Here is a 22,652-nt window from a genome sequence, read left to right on the forward strand (position 1 = left end):
TACTGGTTCGAGAACGGTCGATGCAAAGCCTTTAGCGGGAGCGCAGGGGATAACTCGCGTGCACATGCTGTTTGAAGCTCTCATAGTCTGAGGCATGTATATGAGAGTCGTGGTCGCTTATGCACACATGCTTCATGCCAAGGCGCTGAGCGAACCGATTGCCTGCTTCTGTGATCGTATCCATGATGATCGATTGAATGCAGTAGCCACTCTGTTCGACATGAGCCAGTACATCGAGATAATGATGCAGCATCATGGGCAAGGCAAGGCTTTTTCGATAGGCTTGATCGACAACGACACAGGACAAAAAATAATAGACTTGTTCGGGAGAAGTAGTTAAATCTTCGATATCCGCGGTCGTCATCAGGCTGTCATTAAAAGTCCCTTGCGCAATTTGCAGGTAAATATGCGGCTTGACGGGAAGCAGGTTCATAAAAGCGATGATGCGCCCATTCTCTTCGATCGCAACGACCGAATCGGGACGAAACAAATACCAATTGTAGCTCTCTTGGTACGGTGTAATAAATTCAGCATCATAGTATTGAAGCTCGAGTTGTTCCATTTGTCTAAAATGCTCTAGGTGCAAATGCTCCATGATCTTCATAAGCAAATCTCCTTCTTTACGCAAAGCGGCTTTGCGTTAGAGCTTCGGCTCGCAAATATAGCGAATAAATCTTTGGGTTTCCTTTGCCCGCTTAATTCTGTTCGAAAATAAAGATGGATCATTTGGTTGGTAGCGTATTCGCAAGGATTCTTGCAGTAAGAGATGCCATTCGCTGGGAAACTCTTGCAGAGCGTGCTCTACGGCTTTTCTCTTCGGAATAATGTCTTTATGGTCGAGCGCGTAATCGATTCGGCATAAGGTGAAAACGGCGAATTCTACCCACTCATCGAGCATGAATTTCATCATGCTTTTTCCTTTCGGTGACCAATAATCATGTTTGTTGTAATTCATCGTTTCCCCGACATCAAACCACTGGGTAGGGATGTGTAATGCTTCAACACTTTTCCCCATAACCGTAATGCCCCGTTGCTTGAGGATCCACCACGTCACATGATTGATATCATAGTGGCCGGATGATTGGAATGTCCCACTGTCAACGTAAGGATAAGGCTCCAAGGATGGATTGGTTTTTCCGATGTCATCCAGCTGGATATACATGCCGTCCATTCTTTTAGCGAATGGGTTGGTGTTATGAAGAGCCTTATGAATATTCTTGAGCATTTCTATTTCTGCATTCGTTAACCCTCTATGCAAAAGTGTCACAAAATCAATATCACTGTTATCTTCCTCGAAGCCAGACAGAGCAATAGAACCATACAAATACACACCATAGATGACATTCGGCAGTTCTGTCATAAGCCGTTTCGTATAGTCGTGTAATAAAGGTCTAACGCTTTCCGGGATTCTCGAGTCCATAAGCAAGCTCCTTTTTGGTAATCAAGATTCGCGTGATGTTCATCCTGCAACCATCACGTTTGCATGGTCGATCATGGCTTGAACACGTTGGGGTCTTCCATAATTTTCATACCCCGAGTAAATGAGATCAAGTTTACTTGGTTTTTAATTTTCTCGCAAGATAAATCCTGTACTTGATGGGAAAATAGTTTGATAGCTGATAAGGGACACGGTATGATTATTTGGATGGGAATAATTGTTAAAGGAGGCGTTTATTGTGATTGAGCGAATGCTGACAAAGGGCAAAATTTTGAGGGGGAACTCGCGTAAGTAGCCCGCAAACCCGTGATCTTCCCTGATTTTGAAAGGGGTATAATGGTGAGTCAATTATCAACGGATATAATTATTCGGAATTTTCAAAAGGGAGACTTCCCGTTACTTGGCGAGCTATATCAAGCTGTTACTACAAAAGAAAACGCGGCGTTTTGGTGGGTTGGTGAAGAAGCAAATTGGTGTAATGTCTATTGTGCATTTGAAAATGGAAAAATGATCGCGAAGGGGCAAGTCAGTATCATAAATACGATCCCTCCCGGACGTTCAGAAGAAAACAAGCATTCGATCTTCGTGAATCTAAAAACACTCCCGGAGCGAGACAATGACGCCGATTTGCTAGAAAAGGTGTATCAGCATCTTTTTCAAAGAGCTCTGCAATTAAGAGAAACGTTGCCAGCTACGCACCAAACAATGCTATGTGTCGGCAACGATTCTTCCGAAACGGCGAACAACCAATTTTTCACTCAAATGGGCTACAAGCATTTGAATAGCTTGTATCAAATGAAGCGAGATTTACTGGAGCCTGTTCCCGTGTTAACGCTGGACGAAGACTTTGACTTTTCGTTTTGGAAAATGGAGAGACCAGAGGAAGAAAAAGATTACTTGAATGTGGAAGCTACGATCTGGCCGGATGCTCCATTAGGACTTGAACGATTGTCCGAATACAAGAGGAAAGCGCTCTGGACATCGATGGTGATTCGTCATAACGATACGATAGCTGCTGGCTCGATGGCATGGCGAGAGGAAGACGAGGGAGTAATCGAGGATGTTTTCGTACAAGAACCTTGGAGGAAGCGTGGGTTTGCGAAGTTTTTACTGGCAAAAGCATTGGAATATCTAAAATCGCATGAGCTGAACTCCGCGTATCTCATGGTTGAAACGACGAATCTATCAGCCATGTCTTTATACAAATCGGTTGGATTTGAGGTAGAGAAAGAAGAAATCAGATATTATACAGAATTGAAATAAGAAGACGAAAAGAGGGAGCGCTAGAGAGGCTTCCCTCTTTTTTATGCAAATTGAATCGGAATTCTCTTGCAAGAAATGAAAAGTTAAGGTAAAAGTTGGATGTATCTCATGCCGATACAATAGAGAGGACCACGCACCTGAAGGATAAGAAGGGAAGGAACAGCGATGAACTTTTTCAAAAAGCTATTCGGCGGTACGAACAACGGAGAAAAGTCAAAGGACGGCACTACCATTTACACATATGACCAACAGGCAACGTATGAACCACCAGCTCCAATGGAATATGTAGAAGAAATCGGAAACCACTTTCAAACAGTATTTGTGGGAAGAGAAAGCAGTGTTTTTCACGAAATTATTTCCGATACGATCCATATTGATGTGAATGTGATGAGCCCTACAGAAGAAGAGCCATTTTGGGTTCTGTATACGAATGGGATGAGTGATTTACCGATGACGATCCCGGATGAAATACAGGAGCAGATGGAAGAGAATATCGAGCGAGCAGAACTGATGATATTCTTGCCAGCTTCCTGGGAGCTGACACAAGAGTCGCTACAGGATGAAAATAACTACTGGCCAATCAGACTGATGAAGATGCTGGCGCGGTTTCCCCATCACTACAATACATGGTTGGGATACGGGCATACGATACCGAATTATCAGGAATATGAACCGTATGCGGATGGCACGGGTTTAAATGGAGTCGTTCTGTTTCAGCTATCAGAAGAAATCAGTGTCATTCCTACCAAGGACGGAAACAAGATTCATACCTATTTCTTAATTCCTTTGTATAAAGAAGAGATGGAATATAAATTGGAGCATGGCATGGATGCGCTATTGGATAAATTGTTTGAGCTGGACGATGATGCGCTGATTTTGAATCCGAATAGAAGAAATACGTGCAAGTAAACATTCATGAATTCCCTACCCCTTTTAGCTAAAGGGGTTTTCTTGTTGGCGAGCGATGCATGAGGGGCTGAAAATGAAGCTGTCGATCGACTAACAAAAGTACGATGGGGAAGCGGGTTCCACATACATAATATAGAACCCGTTTTCCTCAGCTATGCGAGCCAAGTCAGTCACGTTGTCTTTGCCTATTCAATTTCAATTCGATGAATATCACCAACATTCACATTTCCAAGCTGTATGGAGAAACTTGGTTTCCCCGGACTTCTCAAAATATAGCCGCCCCAGTCTCGGCCGCCGTAAGCCGTATACCCAGAGATATCTATGCCAAAAATGTCTTGAATAAGTGGCTTGGTTACGGGAATGACTTCATTTAATGCTTTGATTTTATAGTTATCTGTTTCATAGCTCACTTTATACACTTGACCTGTATTTGCTCCGATCATTACATCGTATTTCTTTTGTTTATTAATGAGCAACCATTTCTCTTCCCTTTCGTCTGAACGTTTTTTGGCTTGGGTAAAGGAAAGATTCTTTTCATTGGATAAACGCATCAAGGCTGTTTGAGCGATGGAGATGATCTTTTGATCGACGTCTTCTAGGTTGTAATATAATGTGAAATCAGACACTTTATTTGTGGGGAGATCGACTATGACGTACTGTTTGTCTTCTGTCCAAAAGGAAAAATATGCTTTCTTCTCACTTTTGAAAAAACTGGTTTTTTGGAAGGTAACCTGTTGTTTCGTATCCTTAAATGCTTCTTGTGCAGTCTGTACATATGTATGATAGGGCTTCGGTAATTCGTTGATCGCAAACCTCGCAAAGACGGTAAGAACCTCTGTGGTACCAGGCTTAAAAGTTACGAGAGCTTCTCTGGATTCTTCATCATTTGCCTGTACACTATAGGAGTCGGCGTCTTTCTCAATCTCTCTAAATGGGAAGGTCTTCTGAATGCCACTCGCATCTTGTACGGCTTTTTGAGCAGCTGCAAAATACATTTGTTCTTCAGGAGTCAAGGCTGCGGCACTACTCGTCGATTCCGCTGGTGCAGAAAATGGTTTTATCCAGAAAAAACCGAGTAACAGGCCGCAGGTAATTAGCCCTTTTGCCATCCATCCATAGTACATTCTTCGTTTGTTCACTTTTTGAAGTCTACCTCCTTCTTCTCGCACACCCTCTAATATGGCTTGGCTTCGTTCTCGGGAAAGGATTTGCTCCGGGAATTGATTCAATTCTTCAAGAATGATCTGCTCATCACATGATGGCATCGTTCATCACCTCCGCAATTGAAACATACCTTTTGTTTTGAATCGCTTTTATTGCTCTGTGCAAAGTAAGATTGACCTTGGCTTCCGTCCATCCCAAAACCTCCGCAGCCTCCTTGCTCGATAATCCCTTGATCCCTCTGAGTATCAACACGTCCCGATAAGAAGACTTTAACTGATTGATCATTTCATAGAGCAGACGCTTGTCTTCGCTTAATATCAGCGACTCTTCCGGTGTTTTGTCGTGCGACACGAGATGCTGCAAGAAGATATCCGGCAACCAGCTGATTAGCTTCGCCTTGCGTCTCTCATCAATGGCTACGTTACGTGCTATGGCAAACAGCCACGTTTTGGGATTCTCAACCTCTGTTCCCTGCATAGCTTTGAGGGCACGAATAAAGGTCTCTTGAACCAGATCGTCGATATCTGTTCGTCCCGTGTAATAGACGAGAAACCGATATACATCTTGGCTGTATGTAAGAAACCATTGCTCAATTCGTGCACCAGAATGATCATCCACTGGTGTTCCACCTCCTTGTCACTGTATAGACGGAGTTTTTGCTGACAATCTTTCACTTTCATGAAAAAAAATGAGACACCCCGGAAGATCAGTCAGGTGTCTTTGTTCTACCTCATATCCGTCAATTTCTATGTTCAACTGCTTGTAGATTTCTTTTATTGAGCTCATTGATTGGAATTTCATCGTCGATAATTAGGATGGTTGCGACTTGGATCACCTTTCGTAAAGCATAGCATGGGGATGGAATAGAGTTGTAAATAAAAAAGCGGAACGCAGATTAGTCGCGTCCCACTCCAATAGCGGTTCTAGCCCATAAGAGTGATTTCAATTCGTGTGTTAAACCGATCGGTAACAACCCCAAGCTGGAATCTGTTGATTATACCTGATCCACATTATAGGGAATGTTTTAGTTATACCTGTTCGGACGATTTCTTCTTGAAGAGAAAATGATCACTGTAATTAACTCAGATCTGCTTGTTTCATTTTTCTACAGAAGAAGTATTTATTTTGCTTCCGTGTCTATCCTTAGAACCAATAAGGTAAATTACTATTCCTAAACTTAAATAAACTAGTGAATCAGTTATAACTTTAAGAAAAGGAGTATTCCATTTAATGGGGAAAAATGGAACTACTATTATAGTCATTATTGATAAAAAAAGGGTTGCTACCCGTAAATATGATAATGTGTTTGTTAATGCTTTTTTATCTGACTTTTCAACAAAATGACTAATAAAGTCGAATAGTACAAAGAAAAAACCAGCTAGCGAAAGGCTGAAAATATTTTTGAACTCTATGGTTATTAACCCTACCATTTTTAAAGCTCCTATAATGATAAAACCTATACCAAAGAATTTTATGATTAACGAAAAAATATTCATCATGATGCTCCTTCCTTCTTAAATTACTTGAGTTAAACAGGCATCTCACTCATTTTCTTACGATGATTAAAGAATTGTATGATCCCCCAAAATTTGTCTATAGAACACCACCTTATTATTACTAGGTTCTTTTGTTATTTTACAAATATACCAATAAATTACATATATATTCAAACCAAAAGAGGGCACTAGTCCCTCTTGCGAATAACTAACTATGATATGTCCTTCGTGATCAACATCCGGTACATTTTCCACATGTGCCGATTAATATAGGAAGACCTATACGTTAAAAAATTCTTTCGCAGTCTTGGTAGTAGCGCTGGCTACTTCCTCGGAGCTCAATCCCATGCACCCCGCGACCGCGTGCAAAATATGTCTCAAATACATGGGCTCATTCCGACCATCCACAGGCTTTTCTTGCAAATCACGAGGAGTTAAAAATGGCGCGTCCGTTTCAATCATCAAACGATTCAACGGAATCTTTTTGACAAGCTCCCGAAGATGTTTCCCACGTCGTTCATCACAAATCCATCCCGTAATCCCGATATGGAAGTCCATTTCTAAATAGGCTTCCAATTCCTTGGAGGTTCCGGTAAAACAGTGTACAACCGCACGATTGATAGTTTGACGATGCTCTTTGAGAATTGAGACAAAATCAAGATGAGCATCGCGTTCATGCAAAAACAACGGCAGTTGAAGTTCTGTAGCCAGGGAGATTTGTTCGATGAACCACTTTCTTTGAACATCACGGGGGGAGAAGTCACGGTTATAATCCAGCCCGCACTCTCCAATCGCTACCACATGGGGAAGCGATGCCAGTTCTCTTAATTTCTTGATCGTCGATTCATCACAGCTTTTTGCATCGTGAGGATGAATACCTGCCGTAGTGTACAGTTTTCCTTTGGAGCGACTCGCATATCGGGAGGCATCTATACTGTTTCTCAAGCTTGTCCCCGTCAAAATTAATGGGGATATTCCTTGTTTCTCTGCTCTGGCAACGACTTCATCGCGGTCTTGTTGAAAGGAGCGGTGCATCAGGTTTACGCCTATATCGATGATCTGTGTATCCAAGAGAATCAATCCTTCCTAGTAACAGGTATGAGTGTGTGCTGATTTTCGCTAAAATTCCCATTTTTGGTTGTTTTTCATTATAGCTGATGGAGTTGTTAAGTTCTATAGACGAAAAATCCTCCCTGTTGTGACAGAGAGGACTCGTTTCTTTCTATTCTCATGAAGGAATGGCATCCAATGCTCTCCTTACTTTTCTTGCGAAAGCCAGAGGTCTATCGACTGCTTCCATATTTACATAAATCAAGCGGGGACGATCGAATAACCATTCATTACGGATGGACGAGACTCGTATGCCTTGCTTCCGGATGGCTGTAATGAACGGATTGACTTCTTTCTGCAAGAACGCGGCTCTCCCTAAACAGAGTGCTTTGCCCGTTTTTGGATTCAAGGATTCGAACGAAAAAGAAGACGTCACACGAAATCTTTTCCCCAAAATGGTCGCTTTTATTTGATTTCGATTGATGGTCGCGACGCATTTTCCGCCGGCAAAGCCGGATTGCCCCCTGATAATTCTGGAGAACTGCTCGCAAAGCGAGGCTTTTTTGGGCATTCCTCGTTTCCCCCCTGTGTTTTTGTTTATCGTATGAAGACAGGTACAGGACGGAAACGGATAATGGCCTATTCTGCTGAGGTTGAAACGAGTAAGGACAGAGCGTCAGAAGAGGTCAATAGCTCTTTAGTCAACTCCTTTTAATGATTCAATCATATTGATGTTGGTTACTTTTCTTTGAAGTAGCAAATTGGACAGAATCGTTAGCAAGTAGGCAAGAATAACAGAAACTAACAGGATAGGAATCGTTAATTGATCCGGGATTTGTTGATGGGTACTAGACAGTGCTTTGACAATCACGGAATAAACGTAACTGCTTATCGGTAAAGCTACAAGGATCGCAAATGTAGTGAGTATCAGGTTTTCAAAAAAGATAAGTCGGTTTATTTTATGTTTTTGATAGCCTAATACCTTAAGGGTTGCAAGCTCGCGATTCCTTTCATAAATGTTGATGGAAGAGATCGAGTATATCGCGCCAAAAGAGAGGATGACGGCGCAAACAATAAACATGATAAATACGAAATTGTTTTGTTTCAAAATATATTCCGCGGTTTTCTTTAGATCATCTCTATCTGCAAGGGCTTTTACATGAGGGTCTTGTTCAAAGAAGTTACGAACACTTATAAGATCTGCAGAGCTATTTGCTTCAACGAAAAGCGAGGTTGGGCTGTAGTCTATGCCAAAGCTCTTTAAATAGTCTGGTGTGAGATAAAACGAAGGATTCGAATACTGCGTAGATATATGTAAAACCTTCATCTCTACAGATTTGTTTTGAAGCTCTGGTGCTTTGAACGTGATAGGGATCGTATCTCCTGCTGAAATATGATATTTGTCGGCATAGGATTTCGGTACCAGCACACCATTATTTTCTAGCGTGATCCGATTATTATTTTCGTCAAAGAAATGAATGAGAGTGTTTTCTTTTTCAGTAACAACGAGAGTGGCATTATCTTTTTCATCACCTTTTATGAATTCAACAGGAAAGGTGGATAAAGAATAACCATTTTTTATCCCGGAGGGGAGCTTTACTGTATCAATCGATGTTCCTAGCATATAATCTACTCGTAAATCATACGTATAAACCTCTTCCATTTGACTCGCTACTTTTTGCAGGGCAGATTGAGTACCAAAAGCAGTGATCAATAAGACGGTGCTTACAACAACACCAATGGAGCTCGCTATAGCTTTTTGTTTATTGAGGAAAATGTTTCTTAAGATGAGTTTGTAGCTATAGGAAATATGACTCCAAATACCTGGAATTCTTTCTATCAATAGTGTTTTCATCTTCTTTGGCGGTTTGGGACGCATAGCCTGAGCCGCACATTCTTTTAATATGCTTCTACCACTTAAGTAACACGCCAGGATTCCAAAAGCACTGGAGAAAATAATGGGAGGAATGAAAGTGTAAAAAGAAAGGGAGTATGTAATGCCAGGCAGAGAGTAGGCTCTTGCACTCGATGTTGTTACGAATGGAACAAATACGAGTGCGGCAATCGCACAACCAATGATTGAGCCGATGATGCTAGCCAGCACAGGGTATCCCATGTAATGAAGCATGATGCTTCTGTTTTTGACACCTAAAGCCTTCATAATCCCTACTTGGTTTCTTTGAGAATCAATCATTCTCGACATGGTAAGAAACAGGATAATGGCGACAATCAAAAAGAGAACGAACGGGATAACCATACTCATCAATTTATTGTTATGGATCGTTTCATTCATTTTCGAATAGCTGAAAGTCCGTTCTTTTCTGACTTGATTTACATAAGGAAGGTGCTTGGATTGTGCTTCAATGGATTGACCTAATTTGTCTATATCGTAACCTTCTGTAGCATCGATCATGATCTCATTATAAGAAAGGCCACCTAAGATTTCAGAGAGGGTCTCTTCGGCTATATAAGCGACTCCGTAGGTTTTATGGTCTTGTATTTCGTTCTTTTTGGCATGTTCGACATTCTCACCCAGACCGCTAATGGTAAATGTAAAATTTCTTTCATTCGCACGAATGCTGATTTCATCACCGACTTGAAAAAGATGTTCTTTTGCATAACGCGAATCCACTAATATCTCATTCTTTTTGGACGGGATTTTGCCCTCAATCAGAGTAATGGTGTTAATCTCGTTTTTGACAGGGATGGAATGAATCTTCAATGAAGCTTTTTCGCCTTCAAAGGCTTGCGTGGCATCAAAGGTATAACGTGCTTCTATTTTTTTAATGCCTTCTATTTCACTTAAAACAGCGACATCATTTTGGGATATTTGATTGTAAAATACATACAGGTCGCTTATGTTATGTTCTTGAAAATAACCTTCTGTATAAGTACTAAGATTATTGCTATAAGTTACGAGCCCTCCATAGAAAAAGGCTCCTACTGCGATAACCAAAACAAAGGCGATAAATTGCCCGATCGATTGTTTGATATCCCTTCCTAATTTTAAAAATAATTTCATGATCACCACTCAATCCCTTCCACACTTTGCTTTTCCTGATTAATGGTAACGCTTTCAATCATCCCGCTTTTCACCTTAATCACCTTGTCAGCCATTGGAGCAATGGCGGAATTATGTGTGACCAATACGACGCATTTTTTCGTTTCTTTGTTCAAATCCTGGAGAAGCTTTAAGACGGACTTACCTGTCAGATAATCCAATGCTCCGGTTGGTTCATCACAAAGTAAAAGCAAAGGATTTTTGGCAACAGCTCTCGCGATTGCAACTCTTTGTTGTTCGCCGCCAGAGAGCTGAGAAGGGAAATTCTTCATGCGATTTTGTAATCCAACTTTATGTAAAATCTCTTTCGCATCCAGATGGTTTTTGCATACCTCTGTGGCAAATTCAACATTTTCGAGAGCGTTTAAATTCGGAATTAAGTTATAGAATTGAAAGACAAAGCCAACTTTCTCACCGCGGAATTGCGTTAATTTTTTTTCGTTGAATGTGGTGATTTCTTGGTCGCCAATAAATACTTGACCTGAGGTAGCCGTATCCATTCCGCCTAGCAAATTCAAAATCGTACTTTTACCAGCGCCACTTGCACCCAAAATAACGACGAATTCCCCCTCCGCTATGGAAAAATCAACACCATTAAGCGTCTTGATTGGCACTTCTCCGATTTTGTATTCTTTCGTTACTTTTTTGAATTCGATTAACGTCTTCACGGATTACATCTCCTCGTATCTAAATTTCGAAGCTTACCTACCATAATATACCAAGTAGAAGTGGTTACATCCCGCAGTCGATGTATTTTGACCTCGGTCTCCAGAAGGAGTTTGTTCGCGCTGTTAACACCTCACATGTTTCCGTTTGAAGCCAAGCTGACCTTTACTTACTGCCTTTTGAATATGATCGAAAGCGTTTAGGAACTTGCTTTTTGCTTTGTCTTTTTGGACTTCTACTGGACCTACTTCCTTCGCGATTTCGACCGCCTTATCGTGGAGTGGCAAATAGGAGGTTCCCACGGTATAAATAAATTGATTCATAGCGTATTTCGTGCGTTCGGGAGCATCGTGAATCGTTTTTTTCACAGTTTCAAGCATATTGGCAAGTTTGGTTACGGAAAATTCATGATCGGGGCGATTACCCAAAAGCCAGCAGTAACAGCTCCAGCCCGCAGACATTCTGAGCTCTTCGCCGCTTGTGATCCATTGATCGGCAACTTCTTGGGCAATATCTGCTTCCGATAAGGTTACGGCAACCACATAATCTGACAGCATATAAAAATAAGCGGAATCCATCCACCGATCAAAATCCGCCTTGGTCATTGCTTTTGGGTCTGCGATCACACCAGCAAAATACATGGCGTCGTAGTTCCCGGTAGCGTAAAGCTGCTCAGCCAAGGGTTGATTGATCTTGATTTTTTTCGCGATGGGCTTCATAGCGCCTGTAGCCACGCCAAAAAGTGGTTCGTGAGCGCCATTGGATAGATAAATTTTCTTGGTTCGTTCCTTGCCGAGAGCTTCAAGCTCTTGCATGACCATCCCTACATCCATCGTATAACCCTTCTTTCGCTGGTTTCTCTCAAAGTATAATGAAAATGATTGACGAGATTATTAGTGATTATTATAATAACTACCATAAAACATAGAGGTTATTATCATAACCACGAAAGACTAAAGGTAAGCATGAAAGGTGGTGGCTTTCTTTGGATGAAATCTATAAAGAGCTTCAGAAATTGGGATTCTCACAATATGAGTGCAAAGCATATATCGGACTTTTAAAGCAGTCTCCTATAACTGGATATGAAATTAGTAAAAGATCGGGTGTACCGCGCTCCATGATTTATGAGGTATTGGGGAAATTGTTAGATAAAGGAGCAGTTTATACGGTACCGTCTGAACCTCTGACCTACTCTCCTTTGCCAGCAAAAGAATTAATCACGCGATTACGTAATTCCTTCGAGCAATCATTTGATTATCTTGAAAAAAATCTATCTGCATTAGAAAGTGAACAGCAAGTAGACGTAGTTCGACGCATTAGTACCGATGAGTTGGTTATCACAGAAATGGTCGATATAATAAACAAAGCCCGAGAAGAACTATGGTTATCGATTTGGCAACCACAGATTTCTTTTATTAAACAGGACGTAGATAAGCGGGTAAAAGAAGGTGTTCCTGTATTTTCTATGTTGTTTGGAGCACCCGATACGGAGTTGGGGGCAACCACTCATCATGATTACATGTCTCCGAAAGTAGCAGAGGAACGTATGAGTGGTCGTTTAACTATTGTCTCCCGGGACAATGAAGAAGTATTAATAGCAAATTTCGCTCCAAATACCGCTGCATGGGCTATAAAAACACAAGACCCAGCACTTGTATTAGTAGCAGTGGAGTACATCAGGCACGACATTATGTTTGCGCAATTAGTTAAGGAAGTTGGCCCCGAGAAAGCCGAAGCTGTCTGGATTAACCATCCTGACCTGTTCCACGTGGTTACAGGAAAACGGTTCAAGTAATTTGAACCGTATTTTCTTTCATTTTTTCATAGTAGTTATCACAATAACGCCCTGAATGTAAATAAGACGAAGGAGGGATAAAATGGGACTGGCAAATGACCAAATCGAAACGGTGGCAGATTCAAGAGATAAGGATACTTTTCTCCAAGGTGTAAAGGATTGTGTCCCTACGTTACTCGGTTATTTAAGTATTGGATTTGCTGCTGGTGTTATCGAAAGGACAGCGGGTCTGAGTATAGCTGAAATAGCCCTGATGAGTTTAATTCTTTATGCTGGCTCCGCCCAATTTATCGCTGCCGGAATGATGGTAGCAAGCAGTTCGATTACTACCATTATTATTACCATTTTCTTTGTTAATCTTCGGCATCTTTTACTTAGTGCAGCCCTGGCACCATATTTTCGACATCTTTCTCCGCTTAGAAACATGCTGGTAGGGTCACTACTTACCGATGAGTCGTTTGGTGTTGCGATCAACGAAGCTGCAAAAAAGAATTACATTAGTGAAAAATGGATGCACGGTCTAAATATAACGGCTTATCTAAACTGGTGCGCAGCCAATATAGCCGGAGCATTTTTGGGACAATGGATTTCAAATCCTGAAAGATTAGGTTTGGATTTTGCTTTGACAGCGATGTTTATTGGACTTCTGGTACTTTCGATGTTAAGTCGCAAAAAAATTGCACGTGATGTGGTTGTTGCGATGATCGCAGTTGTTATTGCTGTGGGAGCCAGTTCAGTGTTGTCTAGCAGTATGGGAGTTATTGTTGCTACAATTTTTGCTTCAACGATAGGGATGGTGTTGGAAAAATGGAAGTAAGATGGGATGTTTTTTTGATCATTGTAGGAACAGCTATTGTTACATTCATCCCTAGAGTCCTTCCTCTTATGGTACTGAGTCGTTTTCAATTGCCAGAGTGGGCAACAAGATGGTTAAGTTATGTCCCCATATCTGTTATGGCTGCTCTAGTAGCGCAAGAGATATTTAAAAATGGTGAAAATATTTCTTTTTCTACGAATCATGTTGAACTTTTAGCAGCCATACCCACCTTTTTCATAGCGATAAAAACACGTAGTTTATTGGTAACTGTTCTCGCAGGGATTATTGTCGTGATGGTATTACGTTTTTTGTTTCCGGCTTGATCGCTTCAAGATGTTCATGTGATTTCCGTTTTCTTTCCTGACCATAACTGTCAGTGAAGTTGTTTTACAATTCATTTGTACATGAAGTTACAAGGAGGGAATCACTTTGAAGGAAGTGTTGATTTTTATTACGGATGGTTTTGCTGATTGGGAGGCAAGTTACGTCAGTTCAGAGCTAAACAAGCCAGGAACAGGATATTGTGTAAAGACAATCGCCATTGATCAGGAACCTAAAGTTTCGATGGGTGGGTTAACGGTCCTTCCAGATTATAGCGTAAGCGAATTCAATCCGAATGTGGATATCGCCATGTTAATTATCCCTGGCGGAACGGGATGGAGAGAAGAAAAGAATCAGCACGCAAAAGTAGTAGTTGATTATTGTGTGAAAAAGGATGTGCCTGTCGCTGCCATCTGTGATGCTACGACTTTTTTGGGGAATCACGGATTTTTGGACAATCATAAACATACAGGCAATACGTTACCTTATTTGAAGGAAGGGGCTCCGAACTACAGAGGAGATCAACATTATGTAGAGGGTCAGTCAATCTGGGACGAGAATCTCATCACTGCGAATGGAAGCGGCGCATTGGAGTTTTCAAGACATATCTTGGAGAGGTTGGGCGTATTAGAAGGCGATGAATTGAATCAGTGGTACGAATTATTTAAAAAGGGCTACTTTCCCTCCTAACAGTTTGGTTTGATAGGAAAGCACGAGAGCATTCACGCTTGGGTGCTTTCCTTTTTTATTCAGATACTCATGGTCTTCGGTTCATAATGTACTAAGCCGTAATTCATAGAAATACTGCACAATTGGATGCTTTAACTTCATCTTCTCGGACATATTTAAAATCCTCTTTTTTCCAATCCTTCTGTCCACCAAGGCTAGAATATTCAATAGGATATCATTGCTCTCTATGCTTTCCTCTATCGAAGTAGATAAAAATTGATTAGCCACAACGATAAAATTTGATTTACTTAATGATGACTGTGCTGACAAAAGCTCCTTAGCATATTCAGAGATTTTTCTATTTCTTGCAATTACTTTTAGACGATCCTCCGGAACGGTCCCCTTGGTATCTTTTCTGACTGCTTCCATTTCTTCATTGCTGATAGGAATTTGGATATCTGAATCATTCTTAATTTCCTGCTCCGTCTGATACCATTTAATTGAGCTAGTTATATCTTTCATATTAAGTATGTTCTTTTTATCTACGGCAATATAACAAATTCCGGCTTTATCAGGTAAATAACGGTAAGCGGTTGCACTGTATTCGACCCTTCCATCTAACGCAGGACAGAGAAAGCTCTCCAGTTGTTTCTTCAATTTGCTCCAGGACATGTATCCTCCTATGTTCACAAAGCCTTCTGCCAGTATTTACGGCAGTTACTCTTTTATTAACAATGATGCGTAACTTCTAGCTTATTATTGGCATAGATTGTTCCGTAAGTAGCACAAAGTAGCATACCACCACAAACCTCGCTGCTCACTTGAAAGTTTACGTTATCTTCATATGTGTCTATGCTATCAGCTCTAATTGTATCGACAAGCTTTTTGAAATGAAAGACCGGTAAATACTTCGCTATCATATCATAACTTGATAAATTATCTTTATTTGCATAAGGATTATATGCTTGGATGTCTTTATAAATCGGACTTGGACTATATGGATCATGTTTTACTCATATAACCGAGATTCGTCTTGTTATTGGTCTATACGTGATTAAGGTAGTTTCATCCATAATATGATTATAGCCTGATAAAAAAGCAGGGGAGGCCCTCTACTACAATAAATCTCAATTATTTATGTCTACAAAAAGAGCCACACTTTCCACATGCGTCGTGTAGGGATAACAGATATATGATATGGTGGAATGATAGAGTTATATGAATTGTTGGAAAATTATTCAGTTAATTGAAGGTAGCCATTCAAGGGGGGAGAACGATGTACATATATTTAGAGTTTGAAAATAAAATGGTTGATGAATTAGTAGAATTTTTAACATCAGAAACATGGAGTTTTCATGGACAGGAGAATCCTACTGAGGAGTCTATAAGAGAAAATGTAGCCAACGGAAATTATAACGAAAATGGGAACCAAACATTTTGGATCATGGATAATCATACAAAAATTGGTTTAATAAGAGTTTTTGATTTAGAAGATCCCATATGTTTATTCGATTTGCGATTGAAAGAAAAGTTTAGAGGCAAAGGAATAGCAAAGGATGTCCTTAATTGGTTAAGTACTTATGTATTCAAGAAGTACACTCATATTATTAGAATCGAGGGTCATACCAGATATGATAATTTTGCGATGAGAAAAACGTTCTTTAATAGCGGATTTGTAAAAGAATCTTATAACCGTAGATCCTGGAGACAAGGCGGACAATTATTTGATTCTGTTGGGTATGCCATGATAAGAGAGGACTGGGAGAACAATACCAAAACAATAATAGAGGATACCTTTCCATACTAACTTAAAGGAAGCATAGGTGAAGAAACTATTTTTCGATTACCCTAATGTATTGTGAATCGGATTGGAACAACGCAAAAAGTGAGCGCTGAGGGCTAACCCTCGCGCGACTTTCGAGTTAAGGGCATTTGATTATTCTGCATGTGTGTTAAAACGACCTCAATGAGTTCCTTTTCCTTTACGCTGTGCTGACTGCAAGCCAAGCATGTATTTCATGTTTTTAATAGTTGCTGCATACATAGCCTTTGCGATATTACCCTTCCTGTCAAGATAAAGGAAAGGGTGTAACGAATGAAGGCGATATGATAAGTCGTGTATTAGGGCGGCGTTCCTGTGGAAATTTTAGGGAATGAATGATACAATATGAGCCAGTAATTTTGCAACGGGAACGAAAAAACACGGTTCGGTTGGTAGTCCGAACGCATGGTCATTTTGTCCATGTCAGTAACCTTCCCCCCTCGGGATGTCCATCGTTACCCGTAATACTTTTAGAGGGGGAAGATTTATGAAGCTGACTGTCTACTTTGATGGTCAATTTTGGGTAGGTGTTGTAGAGGAAAATGATGACGGCAGGTTAAAAGCAGGCAGATATTTATTTGGTTCTGAACCAAAGGATATTGAAATTCTGGAGTTCATCCAGAAAAATATTCACGAAGTCACAAACAAATTATCACAAGAGGTGGATATTCATACCTCTTGTGACCGAAGGGTTAATCCAAAACGGTTAGCCAGACAAGTGGCTCGCGAACTAAGCATGAAAGGAATCTCTTCTTATGCTCAAGAGGCTTTGAAATTGGAGCATGAGAAGAGAAAAAAAGAGAAAAAAGTATATACTCGTCAGCAAAGAGACGAAATGAAGGAACGAAAAAGAGAATTAAGACTTCAAAAAGCTAAAGCTAAGCATCGTGGTAAATAATTTGGAGAGTTTTTTATTCAAGTACGTGGGCTATCATCATCTTTTTTTAGTGGTGATAGCCCCGCTTCTTTTTGCTATGTAAAAAGCCCTGTTCATAAAGCTTGATAGAAAGGAGAATTTTGAAATGTAGGGGGAAACAACTCCTGTAATTGTCCTTGCCTTGTGCTTCTGTAGACTGTCTAAAAGGAGGGGGTCACCACCTTTGACTTAACTTCTGATGTAATGAAAAGATAATTTTAAGGGGGAAGAAAGTGGTGAATAATCAATGTAATTTAAAATGGGCTGATTTAAGCGATCCAGTTAAAACGATAATAGAACACATTGATATTAATTGTTGTGATGAAGACTTTCAAGTTGGAACTAAGATAAATATACCGTATTTTAAGGGGAGATTCACTCAAGAAATGGCAGATGCAATTCTCGAATATCAATATTCGACGGAAAATTTAAACGAAAATTGTTATTCTGCCGAACAGCAAGATGGTGTATTGATGATAAAGTTCGTTAAGAGTTCAGAGAGATAGCTCGTTATGTCCAATTTCATTAGAGTGCAGTTGTAGAGATTTATTTCTGATTACCCATTTTTACCTCCCGAAAAACGAAACTATTTTGTAGCTAAGTAGTTCAAAATACCTTATTTCGCCAAATTATTTCCAAAACCTCCGAAAAGCGACAAAAAAGAAATCTACTATTTCAAATGAGAAAGGCTAAACTCCCATTAATCAAGGGAATTTAGCCTTTTCTTTAACACCTATTTCAACGTCAAGAGCGTCACTGACTCCACATGCGCCGTATGCGGAAACATATCCACCGGCTGCACACTCACAAGCTCATACCGCTGCATCAGCTTCCCAACATCCTTCGCCAGCGTAGAAGGATTACAAGACACATACACAATCTTCTTCGGCAGCACATCCAACAAGGAACGAATCAGCGCATCATCCAGCCCAGTCCGCGGCGGGTCGACTACGACGACATCTGGTCGAGTCCCTTGCTTGGCCCATTTCGGCATCAAGACCTCGGCACGCCCCACGTGAAAGCTGGCATTCGCCGCTTGGTTACGCTCTGCATTGCGATTGGCATCCTCGACAGCCTCAGGAATCAGCTCGATCCCGCGAACCTCGCGGGCATAGGGAGCGAGCCATAAGCCAATTGTCCCTGTCCCGCAATACAAATCGAGCACAAGCTCTTTTCCAGTCAGTCCAGCTGCCATTTTCACCTGATTGTACAGCTTTTGTGTCTGCTCGGGATTCAATTGGAAGAAGGCACGAGCCGACAAGTCGAAGGATAGCTCACCTAGCTTTTCAGCGATGGAAGCCTTGCCCCATAAGGATACGGTCTTGTCACCAAAAACGAGTGACGTTTTTTGGTTGTTTACGTTTTGTGCAATTCCTACCAGCTCAGGCAATCTCGTGCGGAGCTCCAAAAGCAGTTCTTTCACCCGTGGAATTTCTGGGGTAGCCGTTACGAGTGTTAATTGCGTTTCACCCGTAGCAAAAGCAACACGAGCAACGATGGTGCGGATAACGCCCGTCCGTTTTTTCTCGTCGTAGATCGGAATCCCGAGCTCCTCGACGATTTGCTTCGCTGTTTGGACGATTTTCGTTGTCGCTTCATGCTGCACCTGACAGCCTTCCAAGTTGACGAGCTTGTGGCTGCCTGTTTGATACAGTCCAGCGATGAGCTTGCCTTTTTCCTTGCCTACCTGAAACTGTGCTTTATTTCGATACGACCACGGGTTATCCATACCAATCGTAGGGGCGACTGGTGGCTGATTCAGTCGAGCGTACTTGCGCAGTGACTCGATGACGATTTCCTGCTTGCTTGCGAGCTGTGCGGCATAATCCATGTGCTGCAAGCTGCATCCGCCACACTCCGCATAGACCGGACAGGGGGGCTGCGTGCGAGATGTTGATTTTTCAACGACTCGTAAAAGACGCGCGGTCGCGTATTTTTCTCTTGCCTCGGTGACCTCTGCATGGACGACCTCACCAGGGAGGGCACCCTCTACGAAAACGATTTTTCTTTTGAAATAGCCGATCCCTTCGCCATTAATGCCCAAGCTCTTGATCGTGAGCGTCATTTGCTGGCCGACACGGATGCTGGCGTCTTGTTCTTTTTTATGCGTTGTCATCTATTCCGTTCTCCTCAAGCAATTCAGTATTTCCCTATTATAGAGCATTACGAGAGACGTTGCATGTATGCGAGAAGGTACCTCGAAAAACCTCTCAGATAATGGAAACTTCCTGTCCAGCTATGTTTTTGTTATAATAGTGCGGAGAATAATGAGGGAGTTGTGACGCTAGATGCAAGATCTATTTGAAAAAATGAAAGAATATCTCAACATGGATACTGAGATTTCTTTTGACGAGTTTGATGGCTACTACAAAAAGGTAACTGCGTTTCTAAACGATAGCTGGGAAACGCTAAACGAGGAAGATACGATGCACATGCTGTTCATCCTCGACAACCTCAAGTCAAACGGTGAAGATCGCTCCAAACGCAAAGTGAAGGAAGCGAAAAAATACGCAAAAATGGCACAGCGCACTGAGATTTGGGCGAATGCTCTGATTGGCCGTCTGCGTGAAGCAGGTTTGACTGACGAAGAAATCGGCAAGCGTTACGAAGCGATTTACGAAGCAGTATAGGATGTAGCGAAAAGAAAAACGGGTACCGATTTGAGTGCATTAGCTCGAAAGGGAACCCGTTTTTTTTGTCCTTGCTTTCCTGCCAAATGACAAGAAGATTGACAACTAGTGGGTTTCGGCGTAGAATGTTTAACTAATTCGAATAGTTCGTATCTATGAGCGTTGAAAAGGAAGAGTAGAAACAGAAAGCAGCGTGCAGAGAGCCGTTCCCCGTGCTGAAAGAATGGCCGCCAGCCTGTTTTGAAAATCACCTTGGAGCATTGTCCTGGAAAATCAGCTTGTGTAGCAGTGAGTATAGGACAACGAATTCGTCCTCGTTATCGGACGGGAGTTTCATAGTGAACTGCCAAAGTCTGTTTTTCGTGAGGAAGACAGAGAAGCTGAGTGGTACCGCGATGCCCTCGCCTCAGCCAGCCGTGCGCAAATTGTGCGTAGCTGGTTGGGGCGAGGGCTTTTTGATTTGGTCTGGTCCTTATTACAAAAGAGAAGGAATTTGGGAGGAACATATATATGCATACGGTCAGAGTGGAAGACATTGTAGTAGCCAATCATGCATTAAAAGACGTGGTGGAGAAGACGCCCTTGCAAAAAAACAAAGTGCTGTCTGAGCGCTACGGCTGCAACGTGTATTTGAAAAGAGAAGACTTGCAGATCGTTCGTTCCTTCAAAATCCGCGGTGCTTATCATTTTATGCGGAATCTTTCCACAATGGAGCGGGAGCGTGGTGTCGTCTGTGCGAGTGCGGGCAATCATGCGCAGGGTGTAGCTTATTCGTGTAACCATTTGCAAATTAAGGGCACGATCTTTATGCCAGCGACCACCCCGCGCCAAAAAATATCGCAGGTCAAGCTGTTTGGCGGCTCCTATGTAGAGGTTGTATTGATCGGGGACACCTTCGATGATTCATTTGCAGAGGCGATGAAGTACTGCATTCAGGAAGATCGGACCTTTGTTCATCCGTTTGACGATCCATTGGTGGTAGCTGGACAAGGAACAGTCGGTCTGGAAATTATGAATGACATGGAGGAACCGGCTGATTTCGTCTTTATGAGTATCGGCGGTGGTGGATTGGCAGCGGGTGTGGGAACGTACGTAAAAGGCATCAGCCCGAACACCCAGATCATTGGCGTGGAGCCGGCAGGAGCAGCCTCAATGCAAGCCGCTCTGGAGCAAAACGATGTTGTCACCTTAGATGAAATTGACAAGTTTGTCGATGGTGCAGCTGTCAAGCAAGTAGGGCAGCTAACGATGAGTATTTGTCAGGAGCTGCTGGATGACATCGTACTGGTCCCGGAAGGCAAGGTATGCACAACCATTTTGGAGTTGTATAACAGCAATGCCATCGTCGTGGAACCTGCGGGTGCCCTGTCGATTGCCGCTCTCGATTACTACCGGGATCAAATCGCCGGGAAAAACGTAGTGTGTGTCATCAGCGGGGGAAACAACGACATTGACCGGATGCAAGAGATCAAGGAGCGCTCCCTGCTGCATGAGGGCTTGAAGCACTATTTTGTGATTAACTTCCCACAGCGTGCCGGAGCCTTGCGAGAGTTCATGGAAAAAGTATTGGGGCCGCACGATGATATCACCCGGTTTGAGTATACGAAAAAGAACAACAAAGAAAATGGCCCGGCGCTGGTTGGCATTGAAATGAAATGCAAGGATGACTATCAGCCATTAGTCAGTCGGATGAAGCAGCATGGTATCCGCTATGTAGAGATTACGAATGATCCGTATTTGTTCAATCTGCTGATTTAGGCCGTTGTGTTACAACAGATGCGGAATTTACAAAAATGTATGAATACAGCGAAAAAAGGAGCAATAAAGAGAGAATGAGCGAGAGAGAAAGATAAATCGGCGTAATGTATTATAACAAACTTTTATAAAACAGATGCTGTTGTAATACAATACAGATAATAACACACGGGGGGTTTTAATCATGACGCCGATCACTTCTTTCTTTCGCAATCTCGAAGCAAAATGCTGTGCTGCTTGCGGTCAGATGATCCACGAACAAGCTGAATCGTATGCAACAGAATGCGCACCTTGCCAAGAGCAAGCATCCTTTGACGCTTACAAATACTATCATCAAAAACGCTAAGCCGAGCATAAATACTGGATGAAGCAGGTATACCACAGGGCATGAGCCATGGCAGGTATACCTGTTTTTTGATTCAAAGAAAAAGCCGCTGTTCCATAACAACGGCTTTTTCGCATGTCAGCGCGGTTTATCGGCGTGCTTTGCAGCTTCCTGCTTGACGTAATCAATCAGCCCCAATTGAAAGCCTTCTTGTGTAAGGAGACGTTTGGCTTCATACGTACTCGCATAGTAGGCTTGGACATGCGGATCGTTGTCAAGAACGGAACGACATGCCTGATCACGAGAAAGCTCCTGGTACCAGTCTGTCTGTTTGATTTGGGCGACGAGATCCTCATACGCAGGTTCTGGCTTTTTCCATGGATTCAAACGATGAATAATTTCACCAAGGATTGCAACAACGATTAGAATTCCGATTAAAAACATGGCTGTCACCTCAAAGGTTGGATCACTCTCATGGTACCATTCTCCTGAAGACGCCGCCATGGGGAAGTCGGTCTGCTTGCAAAACATGGAGAAAGCAGGCATGCTATATAC

General features: G+C 41.9%; 25 protein-coding genes, 1 pseudogene and 1 other annotated feature. Of the genes and pseudogenes, 12 read left to right on the top strand and 14 right to left on the bottom strand.

Annotation, left to right across the window (positions count from 1 at the left end; all coding sequences use genetic code 11):
- Nucleotides 1–31 precede the first annotated feature (31 nt).
- Nucleotides 32–604 (bottom strand): hypothetical protein, encoded by a 573-nt coding sequence (locus tag HP401_RS16665; RefSeq protein WP_173605778.1) that lies wholly within the window; start codon nt 602–604, stop codon nt 32–34.
- Between the two features lie 36 nt (nt 605–640).
- Nucleotides 641–1,420, bottom strand: a complete 780-nt coding sequence (locus tag HP401_RS16670) for an aminoglycoside adenylyltransferase domain-containing protein (protein WP_173605779.1) — start codon at nt 1,418–1,420, stop codon at nt 641–643.
- Between the two features lie 354 nt (nt 1,421–1,774).
- Between HP401_RS16670 and HP401_RS16675 the strand changes: the two genes are divergently transcribed.
- Both HP401_RS16675 and HP401_RS16680 read left to right on the top strand, forming a co-directional pair.
- Nucleotides 1,775–2,701, top strand: coding sequence for a GNAT family N-acetyltransferase (locus HP401_RS16675; protein ID WP_173605780.1), 927 nt, complete (start codon nt 1,775–1,777; stop codon nt 2,699–2,701).
- A 165-nt stretch (nt 2,702–2,866) separates the two neighbouring features.
- Nucleotides 2,867–3,610 (top strand): suppressor of fused domain protein, encoded by a 744-nt coding sequence (locus HP401_RS16680; protein ID WP_173605781.1) that lies wholly within the window; start codon nt 2,867–2,869, stop codon nt 3,608–3,610.
- 185 nt (nt 3,611–3,795) lie between these two features.
- Here the strand turns inward: HP401_RS16680 and HP401_RS16685 are convergent, their stop codons facing one another.
- From HP401_RS16685 to HP401_RS16720, 8 genes are all read right to left on the bottom strand, one after another.
- On the bottom strand, nt 3,796–4,749 hold the full coding sequence (locus HP401_RS16685) for a hypothetical protein (protein WP_309145134.1): 954 nt from the start codon (nt 4,747–4,749) through the stop codon (nt 3,796–3,798).
- Nucleotides 4,750–4,861: 112 nt separating this feature from the next.
- Entirely contained in the window at nt 4,862–5,392 is a 531-nt protein-coding gene (locus HP401_RS16690) for an RNA polymerase sigma factor (RefSeq protein ID WP_173605783.1), read from the bottom strand.
- A gap of 479 nt (nt 5,393–5,871) precedes the next feature.
- Nucleotides 5,872–6,273, bottom strand: coding sequence for a hypothetical protein (locus tag HP401_RS16695; RefSeq protein ID WP_173605784.1), 402 nt, complete (start codon nt 6,271–6,273; stop codon nt 5,872–5,874).
- Between the two features lie 276 nt (nt 6,274–6,549).
- Nucleotides 6,550–7,350 carry a TatD family hydrolase gene (locus HP401_RS16700; protein WP_375140434.1) on the bottom strand — a complete coding sequence of 267 codons (801 nt, stop codon included), beginning with the start codon at nt 7,348–7,350 and terminating at the stop codon, nt 6,550–6,552.
- 148 nt (nt 7,351–7,498) lie between these two features.
- Nucleotides 7,499–7,891, bottom strand: a complete 393-nt coding sequence (locus tag HP401_RS16705) for a DUF1259 domain-containing protein (RefSeq protein ID WP_173605786.1) — start codon at nt 7,889–7,891, stop codon at nt 7,499–7,501.
- Between the two features lie 126 nt (nt 7,892–8,017).
- The gene (locus tag HP401_RS16710) at nt 8,018–10,342 is read right to left on the bottom strand and encodes an ABC transporter permease (RefSeq protein ID WP_173605813.1); all 2,325 of its coding nucleotides are present in this window, start codon (nt 10,340–10,342) and stop codon (nt 8,018–8,020) included.
- A gap of 2 nt (nt 10,343–10,344) precedes the next feature.
- Nucleotides 10,345–11,049: an ABC transporter ATP-binding protein gene (locus HP401_RS16715; protein ID WP_173605787.1), complete on the bottom strand. Its 705-nt coding sequence runs from the start codon at nt 11,047–11,049 to the stop codon at nt 10,345–10,347.
- 123 nt (nt 11,050–11,172) lie between these two features.
- Nucleotides 11,173–11,880 carry a DNA alkylation repair protein gene (locus HP401_RS16720; protein WP_173605788.1) on the bottom strand — a complete coding sequence of 236 codons (708 nt, stop codon included), beginning with the start codon at nt 11,878–11,880 and terminating at the stop codon, nt 11,173–11,175.
- A 152-nt stretch (nt 11,881–12,032) separates the two neighbouring features.
- On the opposite strand from HP401_RS16720, the gene HP401_RS16725 reads away from it, so the two are divergent.
- The 4 genes from HP401_RS16725 (at nt 12,033) to HP401_RS16740 (ending at nt 14,670) form a co-directional block, all read left to right on the top strand.
- Complete coding sequence (locus tag HP401_RS16725; protein WP_173605789.1) at nt 12,033–12,842, top strand: TrmB family transcriptional regulator; 810 nt, start codon at nt 12,033–12,035, stop codon at nt 12,840–12,842.
- An 82-nt stretch (nt 12,843–12,924) separates the two neighbouring features.
- Nucleotides 12,925–13,659 (top strand): AzlC family ABC transporter permease, encoded by a 735-nt coding sequence (locus HP401_RS16730; protein ID WP_173605790.1) that lies wholly within the window; start codon nt 12,925–12,927, stop codon nt 13,657–13,659.
- Nucleotides 13,650–13,982 (top strand): AzlD domain-containing protein, encoded by a 333-nt coding sequence (locus tag HP401_RS16735; RefSeq protein WP_173605791.1) that lies wholly within the window; start codon nt 13,650–13,652, stop codon nt 13,980–13,982. Before HP401_RS16730 ends, HP401_RS16735 begins: the two co-directional genes overlap by 10 nt.
- Nucleotides 13,983–14,088: 106 nt before the next feature.
- Entirely contained in the window at nt 14,089–14,670 is a 582-nt protein-coding gene (locus tag HP401_RS16740; protein ID WP_173605792.1) for a type 1 glutamine amidotransferase family protein, read from the top strand.
- 81 nt (nt 14,671–14,751) lie between these two features.
- On the opposite strand, the gene HP401_RS16745 is transcribed toward HP401_RS16740, so the two are convergent.
- Both HP401_RS16745 and HP401_RS29920 read right to left on the bottom strand, forming a co-directional pair.
- Nucleotides 14,752–15,321: an SF0329 family protein gene (locus HP401_RS16745; protein WP_173605793.1), complete on the bottom strand. Its 570-nt coding sequence runs from the start codon at nt 15,319–15,321 to the stop codon at nt 14,752–14,754.
- A 56-nt stretch (nt 15,322–15,377) separates the two neighbouring features.
- Nucleotides 15,378–15,662 (bottom strand): annotated as a pseudogene (locus HP401_RS29920) (hypothetical protein); the annotation flags it as partial.
- A 263-nt stretch (nt 15,663–15,925) separates the two neighbouring features.
- On the opposite strand from HP401_RS29920, the gene HP401_RS16750 reads away from it, so the two are divergent.
- From HP401_RS16750 to HP401_RS16760, 3 genes are all read left to right on the top strand, one after another.
- Nucleotides 15,926–16,456, top strand: a complete 531-nt coding sequence (locus HP401_RS16750) for a GNAT family N-acetyltransferase (RefSeq protein WP_173605794.1) — start codon at nt 15,926–15,928, stop codon at nt 16,454–16,456.
- A gap of 502 nt (nt 16,457–16,958) precedes the next feature.
- Entirely contained in the window at nt 16,959–17,369 is a 411-nt protein-coding gene (locus HP401_RS16755) for a YjdF family protein (protein WP_173605795.1), read from the top strand.
- A 254-nt stretch (nt 17,370–17,623) separates the two neighbouring features.
- Nucleotides 17,624–17,893: a hypothetical protein gene (locus HP401_RS16760; protein ID WP_041749783.1), complete on the top strand. Its 270-nt coding sequence runs from the start codon at nt 17,624–17,626 to the stop codon at nt 17,891–17,893.
- 227 nt (nt 17,894–18,120) lie between these two features.
- Here the strand turns inward: HP401_RS16760 and rlmD are convergent, their stop codons facing one another.
- Entirely contained in the window at nt 18,121–19,503 is a 1,383-nt protein-coding gene (gene rlmD, locus HP401_RS16765; protein WP_173605796.1) for a 23S rRNA (uracil(1939)-C(5))-methyltransferase RlmD, read from the bottom strand.
- 172 nt (nt 19,504–19,675) lie between these two features.
- Between rlmD and HP401_RS16770 the strand changes: the two genes are divergently transcribed.
- The 3 genes from HP401_RS16770 (at nt 19,676) to yhfH (ending at nt 22,118) form a co-directional block, all read left to right on the top strand.
- The gene (locus HP401_RS16770) at nt 19,676–20,017 is read left to right on the top strand and encodes a hypothetical protein (protein WP_007721585.1); all 342 of its coding nucleotides are present in this window, start codon (nt 19,676–19,678) and stop codon (nt 20,015–20,017) included.
- 153 nt (nt 20,018–20,170) lie between these two features.
- Nucleotides 20,171–20,429: a binding site (T-box leader), on the top strand.
- Between the two features lie 98 nt (nt 20,430–20,527).
- Entirely contained in the window at nt 20,528–21,775 is a 1,248-nt protein-coding gene (ilvA, locus tag HP401_RS16775) for a threonine ammonia-lyase IlvA (RefSeq protein ID WP_173605797.1), read from the top strand.
- A gap of 181 nt (nt 21,776–21,956) precedes the next feature.
- Nucleotides 21,957–22,118, top strand: a complete 162-nt coding sequence (gene yhfH / locus HP401_RS16780; RefSeq protein ID WP_012684726.1) for a protein YhfH — start codon at nt 21,957–21,959, stop codon at nt 22,116–22,118.
- Between the two features lie 117 nt (nt 22,119–22,235).
- Here the strand turns inward: yhfH and HP401_RS16785 are convergent, their stop codons facing one another.
- Nucleotides 22,236–22,601: a hypothetical protein gene (locus tag HP401_RS16785; RefSeq protein WP_242466647.1), complete on the bottom strand. Its 366-nt coding sequence runs from the start codon at nt 22,599–22,601 to the stop codon at nt 22,236–22,238.
- Nucleotides 22,602–22,652 lie beyond the last annotated feature (51 nt).

Origin of the sequence: Brevibacillus sp. HB2.2, from assembly GCF_013284275.1 — a bacterium.
Lineage (GTDB): Bacteria > Bacillota > Bacilli > Brevibacillales > Brevibacillaceae > Brevibacillus > Brevibacillus brevis_D.

Coding starts and splice junctions, on each gene's coding strand:
- HP401_RS16755 (WP_173605795.1), top strand. CDS start 16,959: ATGAAGCTGACTGTCTACTTTGATGGTCAATTTTGGGTAGGTGTTGTA.
- HP401_RS16750 (WP_173605794.1), top strand. CDS start 15,926: ATGTACATATATTTAGAGTTTGAAAATAAAATGGTTGATGAATTAGTA.
- rlmD (WP_173605796.1), bottom strand. CDS start 19,503: ATGACAACGCATAAAAAAGAACAAGACGCCAGCATCCGTGTCGGCCAG.
- HP401_RS16785 (WP_242466647.1), bottom strand. CDS start 22,601: ATGGCGGCGTCTTCAGGAGAATGGTACCATGAGAGTGATCCAACCTTT.
- HP401_RS16670 (WP_173605779.1), bottom strand. CDS start 1,420: ATGGACTCGAGAATCCCGGAAAGCGTTAGACCTTTATTACACGACTAT.
- HP401_RS16710 (WP_173605813.1), bottom strand. CDS start 10,342: ATGAAATTATTTTTAAAATTAGGAAGGGATATCAAACAATCGATCGGG.
- HP401_RS16680 (WP_173605781.1), top strand. CDS start 2,867: ATGAACTTTTTCAAAAAGCTATTCGGCGGTACGAACAACGGAGAAAAG.
- HP401_RS16695 (WP_173605784.1), bottom strand. CDS start 6,273: ATGATGAATATTTTTTCGTTAATCATAAAATTCTTTGGTATAGGTTTT.
- HP401_RS16745 (WP_173605793.1), bottom strand. CDS start 15,321: ATGTCCTGGAGCAAATTGAAGAAACAACTGGAGAGCTTTCTCTGTCCT.
- HP401_RS16675 (WP_173605780.1), top strand. CDS start 1,775: ATGGTGAGTCAATTATCAACGGATATAATTATTCGGAATTTTCAAAAG.
- ilvA (WP_173605797.1), top strand. CDS start 20,528: ATGCATACGGTCAGAGTGGAAGACATTGTAGTAGCCAATCATGCATTA.
- yhfH (WP_012684726.1), top strand. CDS start 21,957: ATGACGCCGATCACTTCTTTCTTTCGCAATCTCGAAGCAAAATGCTGT.
- HP401_RS16705 (WP_173605786.1), bottom strand. CDS start 7,891: ATGCCCAAAAAAGCCTCGCTTTGCGAGCAGTTCTCCAGAATTATCAGG.
- HP401_RS16720 (WP_173605788.1), bottom strand. CDS start 11,880: ATGGATGTAGGGATGGTCATGCAAGAGCTTGAAGCTCTCGGCAAGGAA.
- HP401_RS16665 (WP_173605778.1), bottom strand. CDS start 604: ATGAAGATCATGGAGCATTTGCACCTAGAGCATTTTAGACAAATGGAA.
- HP401_RS16730 (WP_173605790.1), top strand. CDS start 12,925: ATGGGACTGGCAAATGACCAAATCGAAACGGTGGCAGATTCAAGAGAT.
- HP401_RS16770 (WP_007721585.1), top strand. CDS start 19,676: ATGCAAGATCTATTTGAAAAAATGAAAGAATATCTCAACATGGATACT.
- HP401_RS16735 (WP_173605791.1), top strand. CDS start 13,650: ATGGAAGTAAGATGGGATGTTTTTTTGATCATTGTAGGAACAGCTATT.